Annotated in this window: 23 protein-coding genes; 10 read left to right on the top strand and 13 right to left on the bottom strand. The window is 59.2% G+C overall.

Going from position 1 to position 23,677, the window contains the following annotated elements; translation table 11 throughout:
- Positions 1 to 3 precede the first annotated feature (3 nt).
- Genes ACR0ER_RS07600 through ACR0ER_RS07590 form a run of 3 tightly spaced genes read right to left on the bottom strand, consistent with a single transcriptional unit; the run spans position 4 to position 3,078 of the window.
- The gene (locus tag ACR0ER_RS07600; RefSeq protein ID WP_480768402.1) at positions 4 to 909 is read right to left on the bottom strand and encodes a carbohydrate ABC transporter permease; all 906 of its coding nucleotides are present in this window, start codon (positions 907 to 909) and stop codon (positions 4 to 6) included.
- Positions 902 to 1,774 (bottom strand): carbohydrate ABC transporter permease, encoded by an 873-nt coding sequence (locus tag ACR0ER_RS07595; RefSeq protein WP_170387762.1) that lies wholly within the window; start codon positions 1,772 to 1,774, stop codon positions 902 to 904. The genes ACR0ER_RS07600 and ACR0ER_RS07595 overlap by 8 nt, the downstream gene beginning before the upstream one ends.
- A gap of 59 nt (positions 1,775 to 1,833) precedes the next feature.
- Positions 1,834 to 3,078, bottom strand: a complete 1,245-nt coding sequence (locus ACR0ER_RS07590; protein WP_480768401.1) for an ABC transporter substrate-binding protein — start codon at positions 3,076 to 3,078, stop codon at positions 1,834 to 1,836.
- A 218-nt stretch (positions 3,079 to 3,296) separates the two neighbouring features.
- Between ACR0ER_RS07590 and ACR0ER_RS07585 the strand changes: the two genes are divergently transcribed.
- Together ACR0ER_RS07585 and ACR0ER_RS07580 are read left to right on the top strand one after the other, a co-directional pair.
- Positions 3,297 to 4,034, top strand: coding sequence for a response regulator transcription factor (locus ACR0ER_RS07585; RefSeq protein WP_170329681.1), 738 nt, complete (start codon positions 3,297 to 3,299; stop codon positions 4,032 to 4,034).
- Positions 4,031 to 5,482 (top strand): sensor histidine kinase, encoded by a 1,452-nt coding sequence (locus ACR0ER_RS07580; protein WP_170329682.1) that lies wholly within the window; start codon positions 4,031 to 4,033, stop codon positions 5,480 to 5,482. The genes ACR0ER_RS07585 and ACR0ER_RS07580 overlap by 4 nt, the downstream gene beginning before the upstream one ends.
- 4 nt (positions 5,483 to 5,486) lie before the next feature.
- Here the strand turns inward: ACR0ER_RS07580 and fliP are convergent, their stop codons facing one another.
- The 4 genes from fliP to fliF are packed head-to-tail and all read right to left on the bottom strand — an operon-like array spanning position 5,487 to position 8,683.
- Positions 5,487 to 6,218 carry a flagellar type III secretion system pore protein FliP gene (gene fliP, locus ACR0ER_RS07575; protein ID WP_480768400.1) on the bottom strand — a complete coding sequence of 244 codons (732 nt, stop codon included), beginning with the start codon at positions 6,216 to 6,218 and terminating at the stop codon, positions 5,487 to 5,489.
- Positions 6,218 to 6,505 carry a FliM/FliN family flagellar motor switch protein gene (locus ACR0ER_RS07570; protein ID WP_037313776.1) on the bottom strand — a complete coding sequence of 96 codons (288 nt, stop codon included), beginning with the start codon at positions 6,503 to 6,505 and terminating at the stop codon, positions 6,218 to 6,220. Before ACR0ER_RS07570 ends, fliP begins: the two co-directional genes overlap by 1 nt.
- On the bottom strand, positions 6,498 to 7,094 hold the full coding sequence (locus tag ACR0ER_RS07565; RefSeq protein WP_480768399.1) for a FliH/SctL family protein: 597 nt from the start codon (positions 7,092 to 7,094) through the stop codon (positions 6,498 to 6,500). The genes ACR0ER_RS07570 and ACR0ER_RS07565 overlap by 8 nt, the downstream gene beginning before the upstream one ends.
- Positions 7,094 to 8,683: a flagellar basal-body MS-ring/collar protein FliF gene (fliF, locus tag ACR0ER_RS07560; RefSeq protein ID WP_480768398.1), complete on the bottom strand. Its 1,590-nt coding sequence runs from the start codon at positions 8,681 to 8,683 to the stop codon at positions 7,094 to 7,096. The genes ACR0ER_RS07565 and fliF overlap by 1 nt, the downstream gene beginning before the upstream one ends.
- Before the next feature lie 119 nt (positions 8,684 to 8,802).
- Between fliF and ACR0ER_RS07555 the strand changes: the two genes are divergently transcribed.
- The 5 genes from ACR0ER_RS07555 to ACR0ER_RS07535 are packed head-to-tail and all read left to right on the top strand — an operon-like array spanning position 8,803 to position 13,529.
- Complete coding sequence (locus ACR0ER_RS07555; protein WP_480768397.1) at positions 8,803 to 9,300, top strand: flagellar basal body-associated FliL family protein; 498 nt, start codon at positions 8,803 to 8,805, stop codon at positions 9,298 to 9,300.
- 9 nt (positions 9,301 to 9,309) lie between these two features.
- Entirely contained in the window at positions 9,310 to 9,909 is a 600-nt protein-coding gene (locus ACR0ER_RS07550; RefSeq protein WP_480768396.1) for a hypothetical protein, read from the top strand.
- Positions 9,906 to 10,481 carry a MotE family protein gene (locus ACR0ER_RS07545; RefSeq protein ID WP_480768395.1) on the top strand — a complete coding sequence of 192 codons (576 nt, stop codon included), beginning with the start codon at positions 9,906 to 9,908 and terminating at the stop codon, positions 10,479 to 10,481. The genes ACR0ER_RS07550 and ACR0ER_RS07545 overlap by 4 nt, the downstream gene beginning before the upstream one ends.
- Positions 10,482 to 10,518: 37 nt before the next feature.
- Entirely contained in the window at positions 10,519 to 11,388 is an 870-nt protein-coding gene (motA, locus tag ACR0ER_RS07540) for a flagellar motor stator protein MotA (RefSeq protein WP_170329690.1), read from the top strand.
- Positions 11,385 to 13,529 (top strand): hypothetical protein, encoded by a 2,145-nt coding sequence (locus ACR0ER_RS07535; RefSeq protein ID WP_480768394.1) that lies wholly within the window; start codon positions 11,385 to 11,387, stop codon positions 13,527 to 13,529. Before motA ends, ACR0ER_RS07535 begins: the two co-directional genes overlap by 4 nt.
- A 76-nt stretch (positions 13,530 to 13,605) precedes the next feature.
- Here ACR0ER_RS07535 and ACR0ER_RS07530 read toward each other — a convergent pair whose 3' ends face one another.
- The 3 genes from ACR0ER_RS07530 to betB form a co-directional block, all read right to left on the bottom strand.
- Complete coding sequence (locus ACR0ER_RS07530; protein WP_480768393.1) at positions 13,606 to 14,949, bottom strand: MmgE/PrpD family protein; 1,344 nt, start codon at positions 14,947 to 14,949, stop codon at positions 13,606 to 13,608.
- Positions 14,946 to 17,387 (bottom strand): GcvT family protein, encoded by a 2,442-nt coding sequence (locus ACR0ER_RS07525; protein WP_480768392.1) that lies wholly within the window; start codon positions 17,385 to 17,387, stop codon positions 14,946 to 14,948. The genes ACR0ER_RS07530 and ACR0ER_RS07525 overlap by 4 nt, the downstream gene beginning before the upstream one ends.
- A gap of 137 nt (positions 17,388 to 17,524) precedes the next feature.
- A complete protein-coding gene (gene betB, locus ACR0ER_RS07520) occupies positions 17,525 to 18,979 on the bottom strand; it encodes a betaine-aldehyde dehydrogenase (RefSeq protein WP_480768391.1) in 1,455 nt (484 codons plus the stop codon).
- Positions 18,980 to 19,171: 192 nt separating this feature from the next.
- Here betB and ACR0ER_RS07515 point away from each other — a divergent pair, with 192 nt between their 5' ends.
- Positions 19,172 to 19,501: a hypothetical protein gene (locus ACR0ER_RS07515; RefSeq protein ID WP_170329695.1), complete on the top strand. Its 330-nt coding sequence runs from the start codon at positions 19,172 to 19,174 to the stop codon at positions 19,499 to 19,501.
- An 11-nt stretch (positions 19,502 to 19,512) separates the two neighbouring features.
- On the opposite strand, the gene ACR0ER_RS07510 is transcribed toward ACR0ER_RS07515, so the two are convergent.
- On the bottom strand, positions 19,513 to 20,016 hold the full coding sequence (locus tag ACR0ER_RS07510) for a potassium channel family protein (RefSeq protein ID WP_480768390.1): 504 nt from the start codon (positions 20,014 to 20,016) through the stop codon (positions 19,513 to 19,515).
- Positions 20,017 to 20,091: 75 nt separating this feature from the next.
- Entirely contained in the window at positions 20,092 to 20,997 is a 906-nt protein-coding gene (trhO, locus tag ACR0ER_RS07505) for an oxygen-dependent tRNA uridine(34) hydroxylase TrhO (RefSeq protein ID WP_480768389.1), read from the bottom strand.
- A gap of 95 nt (positions 20,998 to 21,092) precedes the next feature.
- Here trhO and pncA point away from each other — a divergent pair, with 95 nt between their 5' ends.
- Complete coding sequence (pncA, locus tag ACR0ER_RS07500) at positions 21,093 to 21,686, top strand: bifunctional nicotinamidase/pyrazinamidase (RefSeq protein ID WP_480768388.1); 594 nt, start codon at positions 21,093 to 21,095, stop codon at positions 21,684 to 21,686.
- On the opposite strand, the gene ACR0ER_RS07495 is transcribed toward pncA, so the two are convergent.
- Positions 21,683 to 22,114, bottom strand: a complete 432-nt coding sequence (locus ACR0ER_RS07495; RefSeq protein WP_480768387.1) for a hypothetical protein — start codon at positions 22,112 to 22,114, stop codon at positions 21,683 to 21,685. The two genes, pncA and ACR0ER_RS07495, sit on opposite strands and share 4 nt — an antisense overlap.
- Positions 22,115 to 22,381: 267 nt before the next feature.
- On the opposite strand from ACR0ER_RS07495, the gene pncB reads away from it, so the two are divergent.
- Positions 22,382 to 23,674 (top strand): nicotinate phosphoribosyltransferase, encoded by a 1,293-nt coding sequence (gene pncB / locus ACR0ER_RS07490; RefSeq protein ID WP_480768386.1) that lies wholly within the window; start codon positions 22,382 to 22,384, stop codon positions 23,672 to 23,674.
- The last annotated feature ends 3 nt before the right edge of the window (positions 23,675 to 23,677 follow it).

Here is a 23,677-nt window from a genome sequence, read left to right as displayed (position 1 = left end):
GTCTTATCCCTTCACTGAGCCAGCGGTCAGACCGCGGATGAAATACTTACCGGCGACGACATAGACGAGCAGTGTCGGCAGCCCCGCGATGATCGCGGCGGCCATGTCGACGTTGTACTCTTTGACGCCGGTGGTGGAGTTTACGATGTTGTTGAGCGCCACGGTCACGGGCTGCGTGCCCGCCTGGCTGAACGACACGCCGAACAGGAAGTCGTTCCAGATCTGCGTGAACTGCCAGATGACGGTCACCACGATGATGGGTAGCGACAACGGCAGGAAGATCGACCAGAAAATCCGCATGAAACCCGCACCATCAACCCGGGCGGCCTTGGTCAGCTCAGCCGGAATGGTGACATAGTAGTTGCGGAAAAACAGCGTGGTGAAGCCCAGCCCGTAGATCACGTGGACAAAGATCAGACCCGGAATGGTACCTGCAATGCCCATGATACCCAGCAAACGCGCCATCGGCAGCAGAACAACCTGGAACGGGATGAAGCAACCAAACAGCATCAGCGAGAAGATGATGTTGGCGCCTTTGAACCGCCATTGCGCCACAACATAGCCATTCAGCGCGCCCAGCAGGGTCGAGATGGCCACCGCAGGCACTGCGATCAGGACCGAGTTCCAGAAGTAAGGCCGCAGTCCTTCGCACTGGATACCGGTACAGGCACCGGACCAAGCGGTTTTCCAGGCGTCGAAGCTCACCTCACGAGGCAGCGAGATCAGGGACCCGGTGCGGATTTCCTCAAGGCTTTTCAGCGATGTGGTCAACATCACGAACAGCGGCATCAGGTAATACAGCGCGAACAGGCCCAGCAGGACATACAGCAACCAGCGCAGGGCAATCTTGCCAGCGGCACTTTGGGTGCGGGTTTGAGTTTGGGATTGGGGCATCGAAATATCAGTCATTTTTAGCCCTCAGCTCTGAGTAAAGGTAAGGAACCACGATGGCAAAGACGACCAGCATCATGATCATCGCGGAAGACGCCGCCTGACCAATATCGCCACGCGAAAAGGCCATTGCGTACATGTAGGTTGCCGGCAGGTCGGTCGCGTAACCCGGACCGCCACCTGTCAGGGCGATGACAAGGTCAAAGCTCTTGATCGCAAGGTGCGCCAGCACGATGAAGGCGGACAGGAAGATCGGGGCCATCGAGGGGATGATAATCGCCGTGTAGATGCGCCATGTGGGGATGCCATCGACCTGGGCTGCCTTGATGATCTCACCATCCACCGACCGCAAACCGGCCAGAAACAGCGCCATGACGAAGCCCGAGCTTTGCCAGATGGCGGCCATCACGATGGTGTAGATGGCGTAATCGGGGTTCACCAGCCAGTCGAATTCGAAGTTTGTGAATCCCCAGCCCTGCACCATGGATTCGATGCCCAGACCCGGGTTTAGGATCCACTTCCACGCGGTACCGGTCACGATCATCGACAATGCCATCGGGTACAGATAGATCGTCCGAATGGCCCCTTCGACGCGGATTTTCTGGTCCAGCAGGATCGCCAGCAACAGGCCCAGCACCATTGCGATCACGATGAACAGCGCGCCAAAGATATACAGGTTGTTAATTGCCGTATCCCAGCGGGGCGAGTCGAACAGGCGTTCATACTGGATGAATCCCTTGATCTCGTATTTCGGCAACAGTTTCGATCGGGTCAGTGACACCCAGGCCGTCCATCCGATAAAGCCGTAGACAAAGATCAATACGGCAATGAACGACGGTGCCAGCACCACCTTGGGCAGGTGGTTTTCCAGCCATTCGGACATTTTTTCCTCCGGGAGAAAAGAGGTTCTGCCCCTCAGTATAGGGGCAGAACCGGTTCGGATCAGTAGCTGTTGGCCACCGCGTCCGCCAGTTGCTGAACCGCGTCAGCCGAGGACATTTCCGAGTTGAAGTGAGCGGTCACAACGTCAGTGATTGCACCGGACTGCGATCCGCGCAAAGCCATACCGTGCGCATAAGACGGCAGCAGCGAACCGGCCGCCGAGGTCGAGCCCATATCTTCGGCCGACAGGTTGGCGCAGATGTCAAAGTCATCCAGCGCCACGTCGGTGCGTGCGGGGATCGAGCCCTTGTTCAGGTTGAACACTTTCTGGAAGTTCGGTGCCACGATCAGCTTGGCCAGCAGGTCCTGACCGGCTTTCTTGTCATCACCGTCCACGTCGAACATGGCAAAACTGTCGACATTATACAGATAGCCGTCGCCGGGGGTCGAGGCACACAGGAAGTCTTCGCCGGGTTTCTTGCCCGCAGCCAGGAACTCACCCTTGGCCCAGTCGCCCATGATCTGGAAGGCAGCTTCGCCGTTCATGACCATCGCAGTGGCCAGGTTCCAATCACGGCCCGAGAAGTTTTCATCCACGTAACCGCGCATCATACGCATTTGGTCAAACACCTGAACCATCGTGTCCGAGGTCAGCGCCTCGGGGTCCAGGTCAACCAGCGCCTTCTGGTAGAATTCAGGTCCACCGATGCCCAGCACAACGGCTTCGAATACGGTGGCGTCCTGCCACGCCTGACCGCCATGGGCCAGCGGGATCACACCGGCATCCATCAGCTTGGTTGCAGCAGCGTTGAACTCATCCCAAGTTGTCGGCATCTCTATACCGTTTGCCGCCAGCACGTCGGCATTGGCCCAGATCCAGTCGACGCGGTGTACGTTCACCGGCGCGGCGCACCATGCGCCTTCGCACATCATGTGTCCCGCGATCGAGGCAGGCAGTACGTCGGCCCAGCCTTCGGCCTCGGCCACGCTCGAGATATCGGCCAGCACGCCCTCTTCATACCATTCCTGAATGGCGGGACCTTTCAGCTGAACAGCAGTCGGCGCGTTGCCCGAAAGAACACGCGCCCGCAGCGCGGTCATCGCCGCATCACCACCGCCACCGGCAACCGGCATATCGGTCCAGCTGCCACCGTTGGCCGCGAACTCTTCCTGCAATACAGCGACCGACTTGGCCTCACCACCCGACGTCCACCAATGCAGAACTTCGGCCTGCGGTTCGGCCACAACCGACGTCCCGGCCATCACGGCCAGAGTCGATGCAGTGGCAAATACAAAACGCTTCATTACGTGTCTCCTCCCTGAGAACTTTGTGACTGCAAACGCAGCGATGCCCGACATACTGCGCCCGGAATGCCATCTGGCAACGCTTAATCCCGTGCGAAATCCTGTCGCCGCCCAAATATTCACCGCTTTTGTTACAGCGTGTTACGTTGACATTGAATCTGTTTCCGTTCGTTACAATGCACGATACCGGAGGAGCAGAAATTGGGAGGACAAGCCGCGTGAGCATTCCGCGACTACTGGTGGTGGATGACGACCCCGAGATGCGGTCGATGATGACCCAGTTCCTGCAGCAGAACGGGTTCATCGCGCTGCCCGCCAGTTCGGAAAACGAAATCCGGTCGCACCTGACTGCAGGCCGGATCGACCTGATCCTGCTGGACGTGATGCTGGGGGATGAGAACGGGGTCGAGATCTGCGCCCGCCTGCGGGCCGAGCAGGATGTGCCGATTATCCTGGTCTCGGCGCTGTCTGCCGATCATCAGCGCATGGCGGGGTATGAGGTCGGTGCCGATGACTATATCGCCAAACCGTTTAACCCACAGTTGTTGCTGGCCCGTGTCCGCGCGGTGATGCAGCGTGCCCGGCGCACGCCGTCACTGGCTTATCGCCGCCGCACGCGCAACTTTCGGTTCAACGATTGGACCTATGACGGCAAGCGGGACGAGGTGCACTCGCCCGAGGGCTATCTGGTTTCTCTGTCTCAACGGGAAACCGCACTGCTGAAGGTTCTGCTGGCTAATCCGCATATCCCCTTGACCCGGGATGAGATCGCTGCCGCACTGGACGTCACCGGCAGCGCCGACAAGCCCGAAGCGCAGGGCCGCGCCATCGACATGTTGGTCGGGCGGCTACGATCCAAGATCGAGGCGAACCCTAAAGATCCACAAATGCTGCGCACTGAACGCGGTGTCGGATATGTCTTTGCCGCCGAGGTGTTCGTGGACGAGGGCGCATGACAACGCGCGCTCCGCGCCTGCGCAGCCTGGGCTGGATCTGGACCGGGGCGGCCTTTGCCTCGGGTCTTTTGTCCGCCGGGCTGTGGTTTTCATCGGCCCGCGCCTGGGACGAATTTCTCACCCGCGCCTATGTCGCTGGCTTTGCTGTCTACGAGGAGCTGCGGGTCGGAATAACCCCTCCGCCGGGTGTCACGGTCAATGCCTTGTCGCCCGAGGCGGCGAAACTGGCCGATGCGGGCCAGTTCGAACAATTGCCTGGCCTGTCGGACCGCAGTTTTGTCACTAACCTGTCGATCCTGACCGACAACACCGCCCCTCTGACCGGGCGAGAGTTGACGCTGGCGGTGATGTCCGAACGGCTGGTCTATCCGGTGTCCGATATCCTGTCGCGCATCGATCAGACCGGGGCCGAGAAGATGGGCAACCTGACCCGCCTGCTGGCTACCTATTGCAGCGAACCCATCCTGATCGCCCGGTTCGGGCGCAATGACTGGCGGCAAGTGGATGGCACAGATGTCTGGGGCTGCAAGGCCGCCCCCGCCGATCTTCGCCTTCCCGCCATTCTGGCCGCGATCGTGGCACTGGCGGTCATCCTGACCTCAGTTGGCAATGTTTCGGATACCTTCACCCGGTTCGCTGGCGCGCTGCGCGATCGCAAGCGCCGGGGCGGGCCGAACAACTATGAAGCCGATGGCCCGGCGGAACTGCGCGAGATTGTATCTGCTGTGAACGACCATCTGGATGCCGAGCGGGCGCAGCTTGAAAAACGCGCCACCGTTCTGTCCGGGGTCAGTCACGATCTGGGCACACCCGCCACCCGGGTCCGCCTGCGCGCCGCCCTAATCCCCGATGACGAATTGCGCGAAAAGCTTGAGGCGGATGTGGATCAGATGACCGGCATGATCGAAAGCGTCCTGACCTACACGCGATCCGAGTTGAGCGTCGAAGAACCCCGTCAGATTTCATTGACCGCGCTGGTCGAGTCTCTGGTCGCCGATTACCAGGATATGGACCTGCCAGTGACGCTGAGGAAAATTACTCCCGTCGCAGTCGAGGGCGCGCCGTCGCTTTTCATGTCGCGACGTGGGTATGGATCGCTGCCGGAAACACGGCGCATGCTGGTAATGGCGCGGCCAATCTCGTTGAAACGCGCGCTGACCAACCTCATCGACAATGCCTTGAAGTATGGCCGCCATGCCGAGGTTCAGCTGGAAACCGATGCCCGCACGGCCACCATCACCGTTGAGGATAAGGGGGCCGATCTGTCCGTTTCAGATATCGAAGTGCTGATGGCCCCGTTTCGCCGCGGGTCCAATATCGGGTCCTCGGATGGGTTCGGCCTTGGCCTGACCATCGTGGCCACGATTGCCGAACAACATGGCGGTTCCCTCAGTTTCGAGGCCGGGGATCAGGGCTTGCGGGCTCGGCTGCAGATCACCCGGCAGTAAGGGGTCAGGTCATGTAACTGCGCACCAATGCGCCTGCGATCATCGACCACCCGTCGGCGATGACGAAAAATGCCAGTTTGAACGGCAGCGAGACGGTTGCCGGCGGCACCATCATCATCCCCATCGACATCAACACCGCCGCCACCACCAGGTCGATGATCAGAAACGGCAGGAAGATCAGAAAGCCGATCTGAAAGGCGCGGGCTATCTCGGATAGCATGAAGGACGGCATCAGGATCGACAGCGGTGCCTCGGGTGACAACGCGATAGCGTCGCCGTCGGGGCGCAGGGCGGCCATGGAATGGAACGTATCGGGGTCCAGCCGCGCGGCCATGAAGGCGCGGAACGGTTGGATCGCGATTTCCAGTGCCGGCTCAACCTCCATCGTTTCTTCGACCATGGGTTTGATGCCGGTGGTCCAGGCCTGGGAAAAGACCGGTTCCATGATGAAATAGGTCAGGAACATCGCCAGACTAACGATCAGCATGTTGGGCGGAGATTGCTGCAACCCGATGCCTTGCCGCAGGATGGCCAGGACGGTGATCAAAAACGGAAAACAAGTAATCATGATCGCCAACCCCGGCGCGAGGCTGAGCACCGTGATCAACAGAATCAACTGGATGGTCCGCGCCGAGATCGAGCCCCCCTCACTCAGTGACAGCGACAATTCCTGCGCCGCAGCCAGCGAGGGGGACAGGGTTGCAAGCGCGATAACCAGCCAAAGCAAAACGCGCATCAACCTATCCCGTTCTGCAAATCCGCGATCTCGGTCAGGCGCACGGCCAGTTGCCCGGCCTGATCGCCCTCCATCTCTTCCAGCAGGCCACGGGCGACCAGCTGATCACCGACATACAAATCAACCGGGTCCTCGATCCGCTTGTCCAGCGTCAGCACTGCGTTTTCACCCATGTTCAGCAAATCGCGGATCAAAGGCCGCGCACGACCGACCGAGACTGTGACTTCGATCGGGACGGCTTCGAACGGGTTGGATTTCTCCGGTTTCGGGGTCTGGGGATCACTCATGGTTCACTGCCTCTTTAGCCTCAAATACATATGCGTCAAATGCCCCGGCGACCGAGGTGAGCAGGCCGCTGCAATCCACCTCGCGCTGCGAGATTCCGACCTGCAACCTTGCCTGTCCGGGCTCCAACGACGGGTCCTCGATCACGCGGGTGGGTGAGGACAAATCCTGCGGCAACAGGGCTTCGATCTCGTCCGTGCGACCTGCGGGTACGAATATCTGCATCGGCTGGCCGATCTGTTCGAGCGCCATGTCGGCCAGTTGTTCCACCAGCCGAGCGGCAAATCCTCGATCCAGCGTCTCGGGCAGGACAACCTGCACCAGACTTTGAAACATCGGTTCCAGCGACAGGGTCATCCGGGTGACGGCCTCGTGATAGGTAAAGGACATATCCTCAAGTGATTTGGCCAGTTCAGCCGAAACCTGCCCCCGGCTTTGTTCCTGCACCTGAATCGCGTCTTCCCACCCGGCGCTGTAGCCTTGCTCAAAGGCGGCCAGACGTTGCTCCTCCAGCGCATCTTCGTCCAGAAGGTGCAGTTTGCCGCCCCCGGCTTGCAGGGTGAAATCCTCAAGAAGATGAGCAATCGGCATCAGACACGCTCCTCCCCTTCTTCAAGCCAGCTGCGCAGGATCTCGACGGTTTCCTCCTGCTTTTCGCCGATCATCGCACGTAGCCGATCCACCGGATCAGCCCCTTGCTGCGTGGCCAGCGCCGGTACGTCACCAGCAGGTGCTTGCCCCGGCAGCGAAGTGAATTGTCCGTTCTCATCGGTTGCAATTTCACCGGTCAGATAGGCCTCAGGCTCAGGGGCAGTCCCGGCAGGCAGCAACGCGGGCGCCATCGCCGGTTTCGTCAGGATCGGGCGGATCACGAACAGCCCGAGCACCAGCGAGACAATCGCCAGAACCGCCATCTGGATCAGCGACATCGCGTCGAAATGCACCTTTTGCCAGATCGAGGCCGAGGCCATCGTGCCCTGTGGCTCAACTACCGGCAAGTTCAGCGATTTCAGGGTAATGACGTCCCCGCGCGCCTCGTCAAACCCAACGGCCGAAGCCACCAGCTCTTTCAGCGCGTCCATCTCGGCCTCGGGCATGGGTTCAAAGCTCTCGACCCCGGCCGCGTCCACCGTGCGGGTTCCATTGACCAGAACCGCAACGGTCAGGCGTTTGATTGCACCGGGTGCATTGTGAACCTCAAGCTCAGTCTCCGAGACTTCATAGTTCACCCGCTCGCGCGTCTGCGTCGCGTTGGAGTTCGATTCGTCGCCGCCAGCGCCATCGCCATCGGGCAGATTCGACGCCACGGTGACATCGGCGGATTGATTACGGGCGCTGTCCGAGCGTTCTTCGATATCGGTGCTGATGGCGACGCGCCCATTGGGATCAAAGCGGCGCTCGCGGATGGATTCGGTCTTGGTCACCGTATCGACGCTGACCTCAACCACCGCATTCCCGGTGCCGACGCGCGCCTCGACCAGTCGCATCACCCGTTCGCGCAGTTCGCGCGCCTTGTCATCGGCCGTATCCGCAGCCACGGCTGTTTCCTGCGCCCCGATCACCGCCCCGTTTGAATCAACGACGGTGACATTTTCGGGCGCCAGACCACTGACGGCCGAGGCCACCAGAAACCGGATCGCCTTGGCCTGATCGGACGTGACCTGCGCCCCCGACGGCACCAGATAGACCGAGGCCGTCGGCGCCACGCTGCGCTGGAATGGATTGGTCGACCCGTTGGCGATATGCACCCGCGCCTGGCTGACATGCGGGCTGCCGACGATGGTTCGGGCCAACTCACCCTCTTTCGCGCGCCAATAGGCGGCATCGAACATCTGCGACGTTGTACCGAACCCGCTGAGCGAATCCAGCAGCTCATAGCCCTGATTGCCGTTGGCGGGCAGGCCCTCGCTGGCCAGGGTCATGCGCAGCTCATCCCGCTGCGACCCGGGCACATAGATCGAGCCACCGCGAATCTCATACGTGACCCCGCGCTGTTCCAGCGAGCGGACAATATCCCCCGCGGCACCGCTTTCCAGCCCCGCATAAAGAAGGGTCATCGACGGCGCCGTCACCAGACGTGACATCGCAAGGACCCCAAGAAACACCAGCACGACCGCACCGGCAACGATGATTTGTTTACGCCTGTCCAAACTTGCCCAGACAGTTCCGATCTGCTGCACGCTCACCTCCGACTCGCCGACATTCTGCCCGGCGCATCCCCTGTTTGGACGATTGCCCTTAACAATCGGTTAGTCCCTGCCGGGTTATGACGATTGCAGAACGGACAAGTGAGGACGTCATGACTGACGCGACCGCAGAACAGGCAGAAGCCCCAGAAAAGTCGGGGAAAAAAGGGCTGATCATCGGGGTGATTCTGGCCGTCACCGGGGCGGCAGGCGGGTATTTTCTGACCACGTCCGGACTGTTGCCTTTCGGCGGCAAAGCGACTGTGGAAGAGGCCAAGGAAAAGGATAAGGGCAAGCCGGTCAAGGCGTTGCCGCAGGTCGGTTTCGTCGATCTTCCGCCGGTGATCCTGTCGGTAAACGCGGGCGATTCGCGGCACCTGAAATTTCACGCTCAGCTTGAGGTGAACAGCGAATACGCCGCCGATGTCGAGAAGATGAAACCGCGAATTATGGACATCCTGAACGGCTATCTGCGCGCGGTCGAAGTGTCGGATCTTGAGGATTCTCTGGCCCTGATGCGCATCCGCGGACATCTGCTACGGCGCATTGAAATTGTCGTCGGCGAGGGGCGTGTACGCGATGTCCTCGTGATGGAATTCGTATTGAACTAGGAGGCGAAGTTGGAGCTGATTGCAGATATTTTGCTGGTCGCCGGCGCGCTGGGTGCGGGTCTGTATTGTTTCGTGCTGTCCCGGCGGCTCAAGCGGTTCACCGATCTGGAAAGGGGCGTTGGCGGCGCGGTTGCTGTGCTGTCGACTCAGGCCGAAGAGCTGAAAAAGTCGCTCGGTGCGGCGCGAGAGGCATCGGATCAGTCCGGTGAGGTTCTGAAAGGGTTGACGCAACGCGCCGAAGCGGTCGCCCAACGCCTTGAGCTGATGATGGCCTCGATGCACGACGTCATTCCGCCCGAAGACAAGCCTGCGAAACCGGCCGAATCGGAACCTGCCAAACCCGCTAGAGAGACAAGCGCACAGCCTGAGGCGGATGGGGAAACAACCGCAACAGAGTCGGAAGACACGCCTGAGTCGAGCGAAAAACCTGCAGAGACGGAAGACAGTGTTGAAGCGGCCGACAAACCGGAACAGCCGGAAGACACCGCTGAAACAACCGAAAAGCCTGTAGAGCCGGACTGCGAGACACCTGCCGCAGCCCCGGCCAAGCGGCCCGACGGCCTGATGTTCTTCCGGCACAACCGGTCTCAGGGGAAGACCGCGACATGACCCGCAAGCCAACCAAAAAGCGCCCCAAAAGCGGCGTGCTGGCGGTCATCTCGTTACTGATGATCGGATCCGCCGCGATTCGCATCGGGCTGGAGGCCGGCCCTGCACTGGCAAAAGGTGCCGAGCCGTCAATGCCCGAAGCCCAACACGCGCGGGCCGAATTGCCCGGGGCTAAGGTTTTGTTGACCGAGTTGTTGCGACGGGAAGAGGCGCTGAAACAGCGCGAGGCGGCCGTTCTGGACAAGGAAAAGGTGCTGGCTATTGCCGATCAGGCGATCGAAAGCCGCCTGATTGCGCTGCAAGAGGCCGAAGAAGCCCTGCGCGAAACGCTGGCCATTGCCGATAAGGCCGCCGAGACCGACCTGACGCGCCTGACGGACGTCTATCAAAGCATGAAGCCCAAAGACGCGGCCGCGTTGTTTGAGACGATGGACCCCAGCTTTGCCGCTGGCTTCCTGTCGCGGATGCCGCCGGATGCGGCTGCAGGCGTTCTGGCCGGGCTGAGCCCCGAGGCCGCCTATACGATCAGCGTTATCATGGCGGGCCGCAACGCCGCGGCACCGCAGGAATAACATTTAAACCCGCACAGGAATTTGCTGGAGACCACCCATGATCGGAATAATCGGAATTGTCGTCATTTTCGCCATGGTGTTCGGCGGCTATCTGGCTGCGGGCGGCAAGATGGCCATCATTATGAAGTCGCTGCCGTTTGAGATGATGATGATCGGCGGCGCCGCGGTGGGTGCCTTCCTGATCAGCAACGACATGAGCGCCGTAAAACACACCGCCAAAGACATGGGCAAAGTGTTCAAGGGCCCCAAATGGAAGCCAGAAGATTACCGCGACCTGCTGTGCCTGCTGTTTTCGTTGATCCGCATCGCCAAGGCCAACCCGGTCGAGGTTGAACAACATATCGAAGACCCGGATAGCTCGTCTCTGTTCTCGGCTTACCCGAAGATTCAGGCCGATAGAGAAGCCGTTGACCTGATCTGTGACACGATGCGGTCTGCCTCGATGAACTACGACGATCCGCATCAGGTGGAAGAGGTGCTGGAAAAGCGGATGGAGGCGAATTTCCACCACGCCATGCATTCCAGCCACGCGTTGCAAACGGTTGCCGATGGCCTGCCCGCTCTGGGCATCGTGGCGGCGGTTCTGGGGGTGATCAAGACAATGGGCTCGATCGATCAGCCGCCCGAAGTGCTGGGTAAACTGATTGGCGGTGCGCTGGTGGGAACCTTTCTGGGCGTGTTTCTGGCCTACGGTCTGGTCGGTCCCTTTGCCGGCAAGCTGAAGGCGGTGGTCGAAGAGGACAACCATTTCTACCAACTGATCAAAGAGGTTCTGGTCGCCAACCTGCACAACCACAACGCTGCCATGTGTATCGAGGTCGGGCGCCAGAACACGCCGACCCATAACCGCCCGGACTTCACCGAGCTTGAAGAGGCGTTGAAAGAACTCAAACAGGCGGCGGCATGACCCGGTTTACGCTGATTTTATCTGCCCTGCTTGCAGTGGCCACCGGCGCCGTTGCGCGGGATGTAACCGTACGCTCGGGCGAGCATGACGGCTACACAAGGTTGGTTGTTCAGGTCCCACCAGACACCGGCTGGGTATTGAAACAGACAAAGAACGGCGCCCGCTTGAACGTCGCGCTGGAGGATGTGGCGTTTCAAACAGGAGCGGTTTTTCAGCGCCTGACCCGGAACCGCTTGGCCGCCATTTCACAGGCGGAACCCGGTGCGCCCCTCGAACTGGAGTTTGGCTGCGACTGCGTCGCCACGGCCTTTCTGTTCAAGAACACAATGATCGTGGTGGATATCGCGCCCGGCACCTTTCAGCCGCCGCTCACCAGCGACATTCCGGGCTTGGCTCTGCCCAAAGCACCCAGGAAAAACACGCCGCCCGGGCTGGATCACAGTACCTTTGCACTGGAACTGCCTTTGCTGAACCTGAACGCGAGCGGGTTCGAAGACCAGCTTGCAACGCGCCTGCTACAGGATGCGGACCGGGGAATCGTGGATCTGAAAATTGCACCGGGCGGGCCTCGTGCCTCCACGGGAAATCAGAGTCTATTCAATCCATCAGGCCTTGAACTGAACATTCAGGTCACCTCGATACTGGACGACCTGAACGGGCTTCTTGGTCCGAGTATACCTCTGCTGGAAAGGCGGCCGCCATGTGTGTCGAGCGCCGAACTAGCCTTTGACGACTGGTCCGACAAGTACCCATTTGCAGAACAGGCCGCACGGCTGCGAGCTGGGCTGTATCAGGAATTTGATACCATCGATAAGTCGCGCGCGCTGCAACTGGCAAAGCTTTACGCCTATTTCGGGTATGGTGCCGAAGCCATCCGCGTGTTGGAACTGCTGGACGACAACACGCCAGAAACTGATCGTATCGAGGCTATTGCCCGTGTGCTGGACGGAGGTCCGCTGAGCGATTCAAATGTGTTCGCAGGTCTTCAGCGTTGCGAAAGTGATGCCGCTTTTTGGGCCGCCCTGTCCCAAGGCAGGTTGTGGGATGACGCCAATCTGACGGCAATTGAACAGACTTTTGTACGTTTGCCCAACCACCTGCGGCGACACACCGGACCGATGCTATCGAACATTCTGTTAGAAGCGCAGGAGTTGGAGGCCGCTCGACGTGTCTTGCGTTCGGTGGGTCGGGTTGAACACCTTGCCAGTGCGAGTACGACCCAAGCCAAGGCAAAAGTTGCAGCCGCCGAACGTGACGATCCTTTGGCAGAAACGCTGTTGACCGAGGCGATTGAAGCCCCGGACGCGACCTTGGAAGCGCCGTTGGCATTGGCCCGGCTGGTTGACAAACGTTGGGTGGAACGGGGCTCAATCTCTCCACATCAGCTGGATCTGGCAGAGTCTTACACGGTTGAATTTCGTCGGTCAGACATTGGCTCCCTAATGCGCCAGACACATGCGGTTGCCCTGAGCCTGGGGCACGAATTCGACGCGGCGCTAGATGTCGTAGCTGATCTACAGACAGGCGACACCGCCGAGACGCTCAACCGTGTGGTGCTTGTTTTGACCGAGCGGGCCGATGATGCGACCTTTCTGCGGCGAGTTCTGACCTTGTCGCACGACCAGTCACAGGAGTTGACGACCGACACCGCAGTCATTGTTGCGGACAGGTTGGCAAGGCTGGGTTTTTTCACACAGGCGCGGGCTCTGGCAAAACGTCCACAAGACAGTCTGAAACGTAGGGAGCGTGCCCGCTTGCGCGCCAGGGCCGCTCTACACGACCAACGCCCGCATCAGGCAATTTTGGAACTGGCCGACGATTCCAGTGAAGAAGCCTCACCCATAAGGGCTGAAGCCTTTCAAAAAGCAGGGGATTTCGCGGCAGCAGGTGATCTTTTGCGCGTCTCAGGACGCTTGGAAGAGGCAAATCGATTGTTCTGGCTGGCAGATCTGACGGAAAAAGCCGTGCTGGAAGAGGGTGAAAAGTACAGCCGGATCACTGAAACGACCCAAGATTTAGTAACGTCGCCGTCCCGCTTGCCTGAAAAACCCTTGGCCGACGCCAGGGCTCTTTTGCAGGACAGTGAAGCAACCCGGAAGAGGATCAGTGAGCTGTTCGCGACTTTGCGAATAAAGAAGTAGCGGCTCCAACAAAAGAGTTCTACGTCGAATTCCACGAAAATAAGACCAACTTTCGCTCAGGCCAAAGATCCAGTTCTCAAGGATAATAAATCAGCTGTGAAAGATCGGAATACAGCGAGTTTGGATCGACCCAACCGAGTATGGCTTTGCGGATCGCGTCGGCCCGCGATTTTCCGATCACCGGGGTCGCGAACTCTGCATACTTGGCTAGCACCTCGTCCCAACTGATCGGCGCTTCGGGACCGCCGCGCGCATGGGTGTCTCCGGACTCAAACACCCGCCCGTCGCTGGTTGATATAATGACATCGGCCCAACGTCCTTGCGGGAAACGGCTGCTGTGTCGGTTGGATTCTGCCACCTCGATCCGCGTCATAAACTCTGCCACGACCGGATCACACAATCCGGCCCCGGATATATGCTCCACACCAATCCGGCCGTAAATGGCCTGAACAGCGACGGCAAAGGGCAGAGAGTACTGAGCCTGGGATGTCGTGCCGGGCATCCCGTCGTAAAGGCAAGCTGCCTGATGGAAACTGTTTATCCGGATGTTCTGTATCTGTGCGTGGGTCAGGTTATTGACTGACATGACTGCTCGTACAGCATCAATCGCCGCATGCGCCCAGCGACAAATTGGATAGGGTTTCACGTATTGATGTTCGACTTGCCAGAACTGCCCCAGATCAACCCAATAAGGGGCGGCAGCCTCTGCTTCGATGGTGATAGCGGGCGCGCCGGTAAACCCGCGCTCGGCCAGAACGGCGGCAGAGATGCCAACCATCGCGCCCCAGCCTGAACCATCATGCAGCATTGTTGGGTTGGCAATCTCGCGCATCATCTGACTGCGGGGTCCGTGATATTCGGCGATCCCCATCGCCTGCCGGGTCTGTTCGGGTGTGAATCCCCGCAAACGCGCCGCCATGGCCACTACGCCCAGCGCATTCCAGGCGCCCGAGGTATGGTAATCACTGACCGACGCATGCAGTGACAGCCCAGCGCGCCCCGCGATTTCGTATCCTGTGATCACCGCAGCCAGAGCTTCGGGTCCGGTCAGGTCAGGGCGATGTTCCGCCAAGGCCGCCAATGCGGGTAAAACCACTACCCCGATATGGCCCTTGGTTGGATTGTATCCGTCGTGCCCGTCCAGATTATCGGTCTGGGTGGCTGCTGCATAGGCCGCACCCGCTATACTGACCGGGCGGCCGTCGAACAACATGCGCGCGCTGTAAGCCGGATCAGAGCTGGCATAGAGCAGCGCCGCCGTATCGCGCGCGATCACCCCGGCCTCCATCGGGCCGGATGCGATCAGGATGCCTATTGTGTCCAGCATCATCAGCGCCGCGGCCTCTTTTGCACTGTCCGGCATTTCTTCGACAGAGCGGTTCAGGGTGAAATCGGCGACACGCGCGAAGGTTTCTGTCACGTGGCCCCCTCCAATACCGGTTGGACATCACGTAGCCGGAGACCTTCGGGATCAAACGGTGGTTTGGCCAGAATTGTGGCACGGTGCGGTTTGCCAAGGATGAAGATTTCAACCTTATCACCCGGACCCGCCACCTTGGGGTCGGCAAATCCGATGGAGAGAGATTTGCCCACCGAGTACCCATATGCGCCCGAGGTCACGCGACCAACAGGGGTGCCATCCGGGGTGAAGATCGGTTCTCCACCTGTGGCATCGGCCACATCGGCGTCGACCTCAAAGATCGACAGAACCTCACGCGCCGGGTTGTCCTTGACGGCAAGGTAAGCGTCTTTGTGCAGGAACTCCTTGTCGAGCTTGATCAGGCCCGCCAGGCCAACCTCTTGCGGCCAATATTCTTGAGAATACTCGCGGCCCCAGGAGCCATAGCCCTTTTCGATACGCAAAGACCCGAGCGCACGGCCACCGACCGGGCCGCCGTTTAATGCCTTTGCGGCCTCCAAAAGTGCGGAATAGAGCCTGATTTGATCCTCTTCTGCACAGTGCAGTTCCCACCCCAAATCGCCAGTAAAGCTGACGCGGATGGCCAGACAGGTGATCCCAGCGACTTCAATCGTGCGGGATCGCATGAAGCGGAAGGCCTCATTGCTCAGGTCCGCATTCGTCAGCCGCTGCAACAGATCGCGGGACTTTGGCCCAGCCACGTTGAAGCCCGCGATGCGGTTGGTGGCGACCTCGAAGGTCGTGCCCTCGGGCAGATCGACCATGTTGAAGAACCGTTGTTGATAGCGTTCGGCCATGCCGGAACCGATCATCATGTATTCGTCGTCTGCGACCTTGGTGATGGTGAAATCCCCCGCCACGCCACCACGGACCGAAATCAGCGGAGTCAGACAGGACCGTCCAACCTCGGTCGGCACCCGGTTGGCGACCAGACGGTCAAGCCAATCGTACGCCCCTGGCCCCTTTATCACGTAATTGGCAAAGTTCGAGATATCGATGACACCCACATGATCACGCAGCATCTGCACCTCGCGGCCCACCGGTTCCCACCAGTTCTGACGGGTGAAGCCGTTTGTCTCGACCGCGCCGGGCTGATCGGCGAACCACAGCGGGTGTTCCCAGCCGCAATTCAGGCCAAAGACGCAGCCCATGTCCTTTTGCATTTGATAGGCCGGGCGCAGGCGGGCGGGACGCCCTGCGCTGCGTTCTTCGTTCGGGAAATGAATGGCGAAGCGGTGGGTATAGACGTCCTCGACCCGTGCCTTTGTGAAGGCCTTGTCTGCCCAGTCACCGAACCGAGTCAAATCCCAGGCGAACATGTCGTATTGCGGTTCGCCCTCAATCATCCACTGCGCCGACAACAGACCAAGACCGCCCGATTGTGAGAATCCGGGGATGATCCCTGTACAGCAGAAGTAGTTTTTCAACTCCGGCACCGGCCCCCAAAGCGCGTTGGAATCCGGAGACCAGATCATCGGCCCGTTGATCACTCGTTTCACACCCGCAGTCGCGGCGACCGGCACACGTTCGGTGGCGCGGATCACATTCTCCATGATGCGGTCCAGATCGTCGGGGAACAGATCATGGGCAAAATCCAGCGGCGTGCCGTTTTCGGCCCAGAATCGCATGTCTTTCTCATAGGCGCCGATCAGCAGACCGTTGCCTTCCTGCCGGAAGTAGTACTCTCCATCCCGGTCGGCGATTGATGGCAGGCGACGACCAAGGGCGGCCACCTCATCAATCGCATCGGTGACGAAATACTGGTGTTCGGTTGGTTGCAGGGGCAGTTCGATCCCGGCCATCGCGGCCACCTCACGCCCCCAAAGGCCAGCCGCATTCACCACCCATTGCGTGTGAATATCACCCTTTTCGGTGCGCACGATCCACGATCCATCAGATTGCTGTTCAGTCCCTATTACAGGGCAAAACCGCTCAATCGTGGCCCCCATCGCCCGCGCACCGGCGGCATAGGCATAGGTCACGCCCGAGGGATCAACATTGCCGCCTTCGGGTTCGAACATGATACAGCGGATATCATTGAACTGCGCCAACGGGTGCAGTTCCATCGCCTGTTCGCGGCTGATCTCATAGAAGTTCAGGCCATAGAATTTCGCCTTGGCCTCTTGCAGGCGCAACTGATGTTCCCGGTCCTCGGTCTGCGCCAGATACAGCGAGCCGGGCTGGAACACGCCACACCCCTGCCCTGTCTGTTCCTCCAGCTCTTTATACAGGTTCATCGTATAGTGCTGGATACGGGTGATGTTGTTGTTGTCGTGCAGCCCGTGAATCCCGGCCGCTGCGTGCCAGGTCGAGCCCGAGGTCAGTTCATCCCGTTCCAGCAGGACAACGTCGGTCCAGCCGAGCTTGGCCAGATGGTAGAGGATCGAGCAACCGACAAGGCCACCTCCGATCACAACGGCCTGAGCGTGGGTTTTCATGGGCGGATCTCCTGCTTGCGTACAAAGCGCTTGCAGGAAATTCAGCCACAGGTCTGGGGCAGCTTATGCTCTGTTCCCGACGCGAAATGTCGGGAACAGAGCTCTCGTACCTCGAATAATTTTCAACCAGACTTGAATCAGTACGGTGCCTCGACATCGTTCATCGACACGTAGACCGTCTTCATCTCGCTGAAATGGTTGATCGCAAGCTTCGAGTTCTCGCGCCCAACACCCGACATCTTGGACCCGCCGAACGGCGCCTCAACCGGAGCGAGGTTGTAGGTGTTGATATAGCAGGTGCCCGCCTCGAACCCGGCCACAATACGATGAGCGCGCATGACGTCCTTGGTGAACACACCCGCAGCCAGACCGAATTCTGTGTCATTGGCACGGGCCATGACCTCTTCCTCGGTGTCGAAATCCAGCACCGACATGACCGGGCCAAAAATCTCTTCCCGCGCGATGGTCATATCGTCGGTCACGTCGGCAAAGACGGTCGGCTGCATGTAGAAACCGTCGCCATCAATGCGCTCTCCCCCGCAAAACAGACGCGCACCCTCGGCTTTACCCTTTTCGATATAGCCCAGCGCGATATTCATCTGGTTTTCGCTGACCATCGGCCCGAAATTGACCTCTTCATCCAGCGGATCGCCGATTTTTGCGGTCGCCAGGCGTTCGGACAGGCGGGCGAGGAACTGTTCCTTGATACCCTTTTGCACGAACACACGAGTACCGTTCGAACACACCTGACCCGAGGAATAGAAGTTCCCCAGAATCGCGCCCGAGACGGCGTTTTCGATATCAGCGTCGTCGAACACAATCATCGGGGACTTGCCGCCCAATTCCATGGTGACGTGCTTCATGTCCGCAGCAGCGGCAGCATAGACCTTGCGGCCCGTCGGCACCGAACCCGTCAGCGAGACTTTGGCCACGCGCGGGTCGGTCACCAGCGACGCGCCGACGTCGCCATAACCCTGAACCACGTTGTAGACGCCTTTGGGCGCTCCGGCCTCGATCAGGATTTCCGCCACTTTCAGCGCAGACAAGGGCGTGGTTTCGGACGGTTTGAAGATCATCGTGTTGCCACAAGCCAGCGCGGGTGCGCCTTTCCAGCAGGCGATCTGGGTCGGATAGTTCCATGCGCCGATGCCAACACAGACACCCAGCGCCTCGCGGATCGTATAGACGAAATCGCCACCACCCAGCGGGATATGCTCTCCGGTCAACGAGGCCGCCAGACCGCCGAAATACTCCAGCGCATCGGCGCCGCTGGTCGCATCGGCCACCAGCGTTTCCTGCAGCGGTTTGCCGGTGTCATGGGTTTCCAGAACCGAAAGGTCGTAGTTTCGTTCACGCATGATGTCAGCGGCACGGCGCAGAACGCGGCCGCGCTCAGTTCCTGACATCGCAGCCCACTCCGCTTGAGCGGCTTTTGCGCTATTTAGAGCCTGATTCACGATCTCGGGCGTCGCGGAATGCAGCTGTGCGATGACCTCGCCGGTGGCCGGATAGATGACGTCGATCGGGGCGCCATTGGTGTCTTCGACATATTCACCATTGATGAAATGGCTGGCCTTGGGCTGAAACTTCATGCCGCGTCCTTTTCTGTTCGGATGTCCCTTTGATGCAAGGGAGTTGGGTGCGTTACGCAGGGATTTAGCTTTTATTGATTTGTCAGTCAATAAAAGCCATTTCAGGCGGCTTATTGCCGAGTCGAAACAGCCAAACCTTGAAATGAAAGGTTTATGTTCTATTTATGTTCTATACAGTCAGAGGATCACCCGATGACCCGGAACATGCGAAATTCCGCCCTGAGCGGCCCGTCGAACGACTATCACCTGCTGCCTGTTACCGACCGGCAAATGCGGTATGCCCGCGCCATCGCGGAGCAGTCGGCGCTGGACATTCCGGTGGAGGCGCAACGCGACCGCAGATCGATGTCAGACTGGATTTCGGCCCACAAGCCGCACGACCCGTCACCGTTTGCCAATTATCCCACCGGCAAACAGGTCGCCTTTGCCGAGCGCATCTCGCGCAGCAAACGCAGGCCGATCCCGTCCGAGTGCTTTCGCGACAAACAGATGATGTCGCGCTGGATCGATCAGAACAAATAGGCCGGCGCAGTTCAATGCGGTTGGTGGTTACGGGAATAGATGCTGACCGCCGCCGCGACAAACATCCCCAACAGCACATAGCCCATCACGGCTTCGGCTGCGGCAAGCGCACGACACAACCCAACAGGAGCCATGTCGCCATACCCAACCGTGGTGAAGGTGACGTAAGAGAAATACAGCACGTCCGCTGGCCCTTTGGCGCCAAGCACACAGATGTCGTAGTACCCAAAAGCCCCATAGGCAGCCGCGAACAGGAACGGCACCACCTGTATGAAGGACACGCCCATCAGGAACACCAACCGGCGTGGGGATTTGACCTGCGTCACGTAATACCAAGACTGTGACGCGATCCAGATCACCAACCCGACGGAAGTGATCGTGCCGATCGTATCCCCCGCCGCCGCCTCGCTGAGACGGGACAACCCATACCAAGCCATGAAACTGGCCACGATCAGCCCCAGGGCTGCAACTAGGGTCGACTTCCACTCTGCCAGGGTTGTTGGTTCACGACGCATGACACCTCCGATACCGTGTGCGCGGAAGGATGATCCGCTTTCCGGTGCATGGCTGCAATAAGATTTATCAGTGCGTTAGTCGGTGCCCAGATGTTCCTGCCCGCGTTGCCGCGCCAGTAGGATCTGCTTTTGCCGTTCGCGGAACCGCGTCTTGTCGGCCTCGGAAGTCTCGTTGATGCACTGATGGCAAGACACGCCGTGTTCGTATTCGGGGCGCTTCATGTCCTCGGGCAGGATCGGACGGCGGCAGCCGTGGCACAGGTTGTGCGGCCCCTCGACAAGCCCGTGACCGACGGAGACACGGTTGTCGAACACGAAACACTCACCCTGCCAGGTGCTATCTTCGGAGGGCATCTCTTCAAGATAGCGCAGGATGCCACCCTTCAGGTGATACACATCCTCGACCCCCTGCCCCAGCAGGAAGTTGGTGGATTTCTCACAACGGATACCGCCAGTACAGAACATCGCGACGCGCTTGTTGTGAAAGCGATCCTTGTTCTTGTCCCACCAAGCCGGGAATTCACGGAAACTGGCTGTTTCAGGGTCTATTGCGCCCTCGAATGTACCAATCGCCACCTCGTAGTCGTTGCGGGTATCGATCACCACAACGTCGTCCGAACGGATCAGGTCGTTCCAATCCTCGGGCTCAACATAATTGCCGACGCGGGCGCGCGGATCGATGTCCGGCTGGCCCATGGTGACGATCTCTTTCTTCAGGCGCACTTTCATTTTGCCAAAGGGAGGATGATTGGCGCTGGCCTCCTTCCAGTCCAAATCAGCGCAACCGGGTAGTGCGCGGATGTGCGCCAGAACGGCGTCGATCCCCGCTCGGGGGCCCGCGATGGTTCCGTTAATCCCCTCTTGCGCCAGTAACAGGGTGCCTTTGACAGCCTGCTCGCGACACAGCGTAAGCAACGGCTCGCGCAGTGCGGCGGGATCGGTGAAACGGGTGAAGTGATAGAGAGCGGCAATTGTGTACATGCCGCGATCTAAACGCACTGGCGCAAAGTCGCAAGGGATTGGATTGACGGCCCCTGCGCAGCCCCGTACCGATAATGCAGCCCGAGGAGATCGCGATGACCCATGCTTTGCTTGTAATCGACGTCCAGAACGATTTCTGCCCCGGCGGTGCGCTGGCCGTGCCCGGAGGGGATGAGATCGTCGCCCATATCAACGCCATGATGGGTGAATTCGACGCCGTGATCCTGACGCAAGACTGGCATCCGGCGGGCCATTCCTCATTCGCCACCTCACATCCGGGTAAAAACCCCTACGACATGACCGAAATGCCCTATGGCCCACAGGTGCTGTGGCCAGATCACTGCGTGCAGGGCACACTGGGCGCGGCGTTTCACCCAGAATTGCGCACCGATGGTGATCTGATCATCCGCAAAGGGTTCCGCAGTGCCATTGACAGCTACTCGGCGTTCTTTGAGAACGACCAATCCACGCCGACGGGTCTTGAAGGCTATCTGAGAACGCGCGGCATCGACAAACTGACACTGGTTGGTCTCGCGACGGATTTTTGCGTCCATTTCTCGGCCGTTGATGCGGCGCGTTTGGGGTTTGATGTAACCGTGCGGATGGAGGCCTGCCGCGCCATTGATCTGGACGGTTCACTGGCTGCGGCTGAAACCGCGATGCAAAAGGACGGCGTCACGATGACCTAGGGCGTTGCGCCTGCCGCCGCCAGATATCTGAGTACCGCAATCACAACCACCGCCAACCCAAGTGCAAACCCGATTCGCCCCTGAATCGAGCGCCTTTTTGCTTTGGGTTTAGGAGGTTGTTGCGGTCTTGACGTCCGGACCTGTGCTTGGCCGGGTGTTTCAGGTTGCGGTCGGGCTGTTTTCACATCCTCAAGGAACTGCCAGAAATCAAAATCTCCACGAAGCTCACCCTTGACACCAACCGCCCTGATATTGGCGAACAGCGCACGCAGGACAAGTTCACGCTCAACGTTCTCTTCCGGCCGATAGAACCCGTGTGGAAGGTCGCTTTCTGTTGGTTCCAAAGCAAACCCGGCATCTTCGAATATAAAACGGATTTTAGGTGAGCTATGACGCAAAGCTTCGGCCGTTTGTGCACTACGAAACATGGCACACACCGCCCCATCCGCAGATGTTGCGATCTTCGCTGATCCTGACTTCGTTCCGTCGTCGTCAATCGTTACAATATCAAAGTCGTACTCGAGAACCATTCACCGACTTAACCTTTAACTTCCATCCCCTACTTCTCACTAACCCATGAAAAGACAACACAATATGCTCGCTTTGTGTCCTGACCTTGTCATTGTCATCAAACGAGCGACTCTTGCCAATTAACGCACCTATTGATCTAACAACGGAAATCGCAGGAGTTCCCCATGGTCGATATTGCGACGCGTGTGTACAACCATAAATGGAAGATCGACCCGATTGTTCGGTCTTTGATCGATACGGATTTCTACAAACTTCTGATGTGTCAGTCAGTGTTTCGAAATAAGCCCCAAACAGATGTGGTTTTTTCACTGATCAACCGTTCGAATCACATTCCGCTAGCTGAATTGATCGACGAAGGGGAACTGCGCGAACAACTGGATCATATCAGGTCGCTCAGCCTCAGCCGGGGTGAAAGCACATGGCTGCGGGGCAATACATTCTACGGCAAACGGCAGATGTTCCGCTCGGATTTCATGGAGTGGTTCGAGAATTTGCGCCTGCCGCCCTATCATCTGGAGCGCAAAGGGGATCAGTACGAACTGACCTTCGAGGGCAAGTGGCACGAAGTCATGCTGTGGGAAATCCCGGCTCTGGCGGTGTTGATGGAACTGCGATCCCGCGCGGTACTGAACGACATGCGCCGGTTCGAGCTGCAGGTTCTGTATGCCCGCGCGATGACTCGCGTCTGGGAAAAGATCGAGCAGCTTCGGGAAATCGACGGGCTGGGTATCGCCGATTTCGGCACCCGCCGCCGCCATTCCTTCCTGTGGCAAGACTGGTGCGTGCAGGCGATGATCGAGGGTCTGGGTCCTGCGTTTTCCGGCACCTCAAACTGTCTAATCGCAATGCGGCGCGAGGTTGAGGCGATCGGCACCAACGCCCACGAACTGCCCATGGTCTATTCCGCACTGGCCGAAACCGACGAGGCGCTGGCACAAGCCCCATATGATGTTCTCAGCGATTGGCATGACGAACACGACGGCAACCTGCGCATCATCCTGCCCGACACCTATGGCACGCAGGGGTTTCTGGACCGTGCCCCCGACTGGCTGGCGGGCTGGACCGGCATCCGCGTCGATAGCGGCGATCCGGCGACCGGGGCCGAGATTGCCATCAACTGGTGGAAGTCGCGCGGCGAGGATCCGACGCAGAAACGGGTGATATTCTCAGACGGGCTGGACGTGGACAAGATCCGCGAGTTGCACGGCCAGTTTGCCCACCGCACCAAGGTCTCGTTCGGTTGGGGTACTCTGCTGACCAACGATTTCCGCGGGTTGGTACCAGATGACGCGCTGGCGCCATTCTCACTGGTCTGCAAGGCGGTGTCGGCCAATGGCCGCCCGACGGTGAAACTGTCGGACAACCCGGAAAAGGCGATGGGACCACAGGACGAAATCAAACGCTATAAACGCGTGTTCGGCGTCGGTGCTCAGCAATCGATCGAGGTGATTGTTTAGACC

Source organism: Ruegeria sp. CH8 (assembly GCF_056536985.1).
Note: the sequence above shows the minus strand (reverse complement) of the source record. Positions and strands in the feature narration are given on the sequence as shown.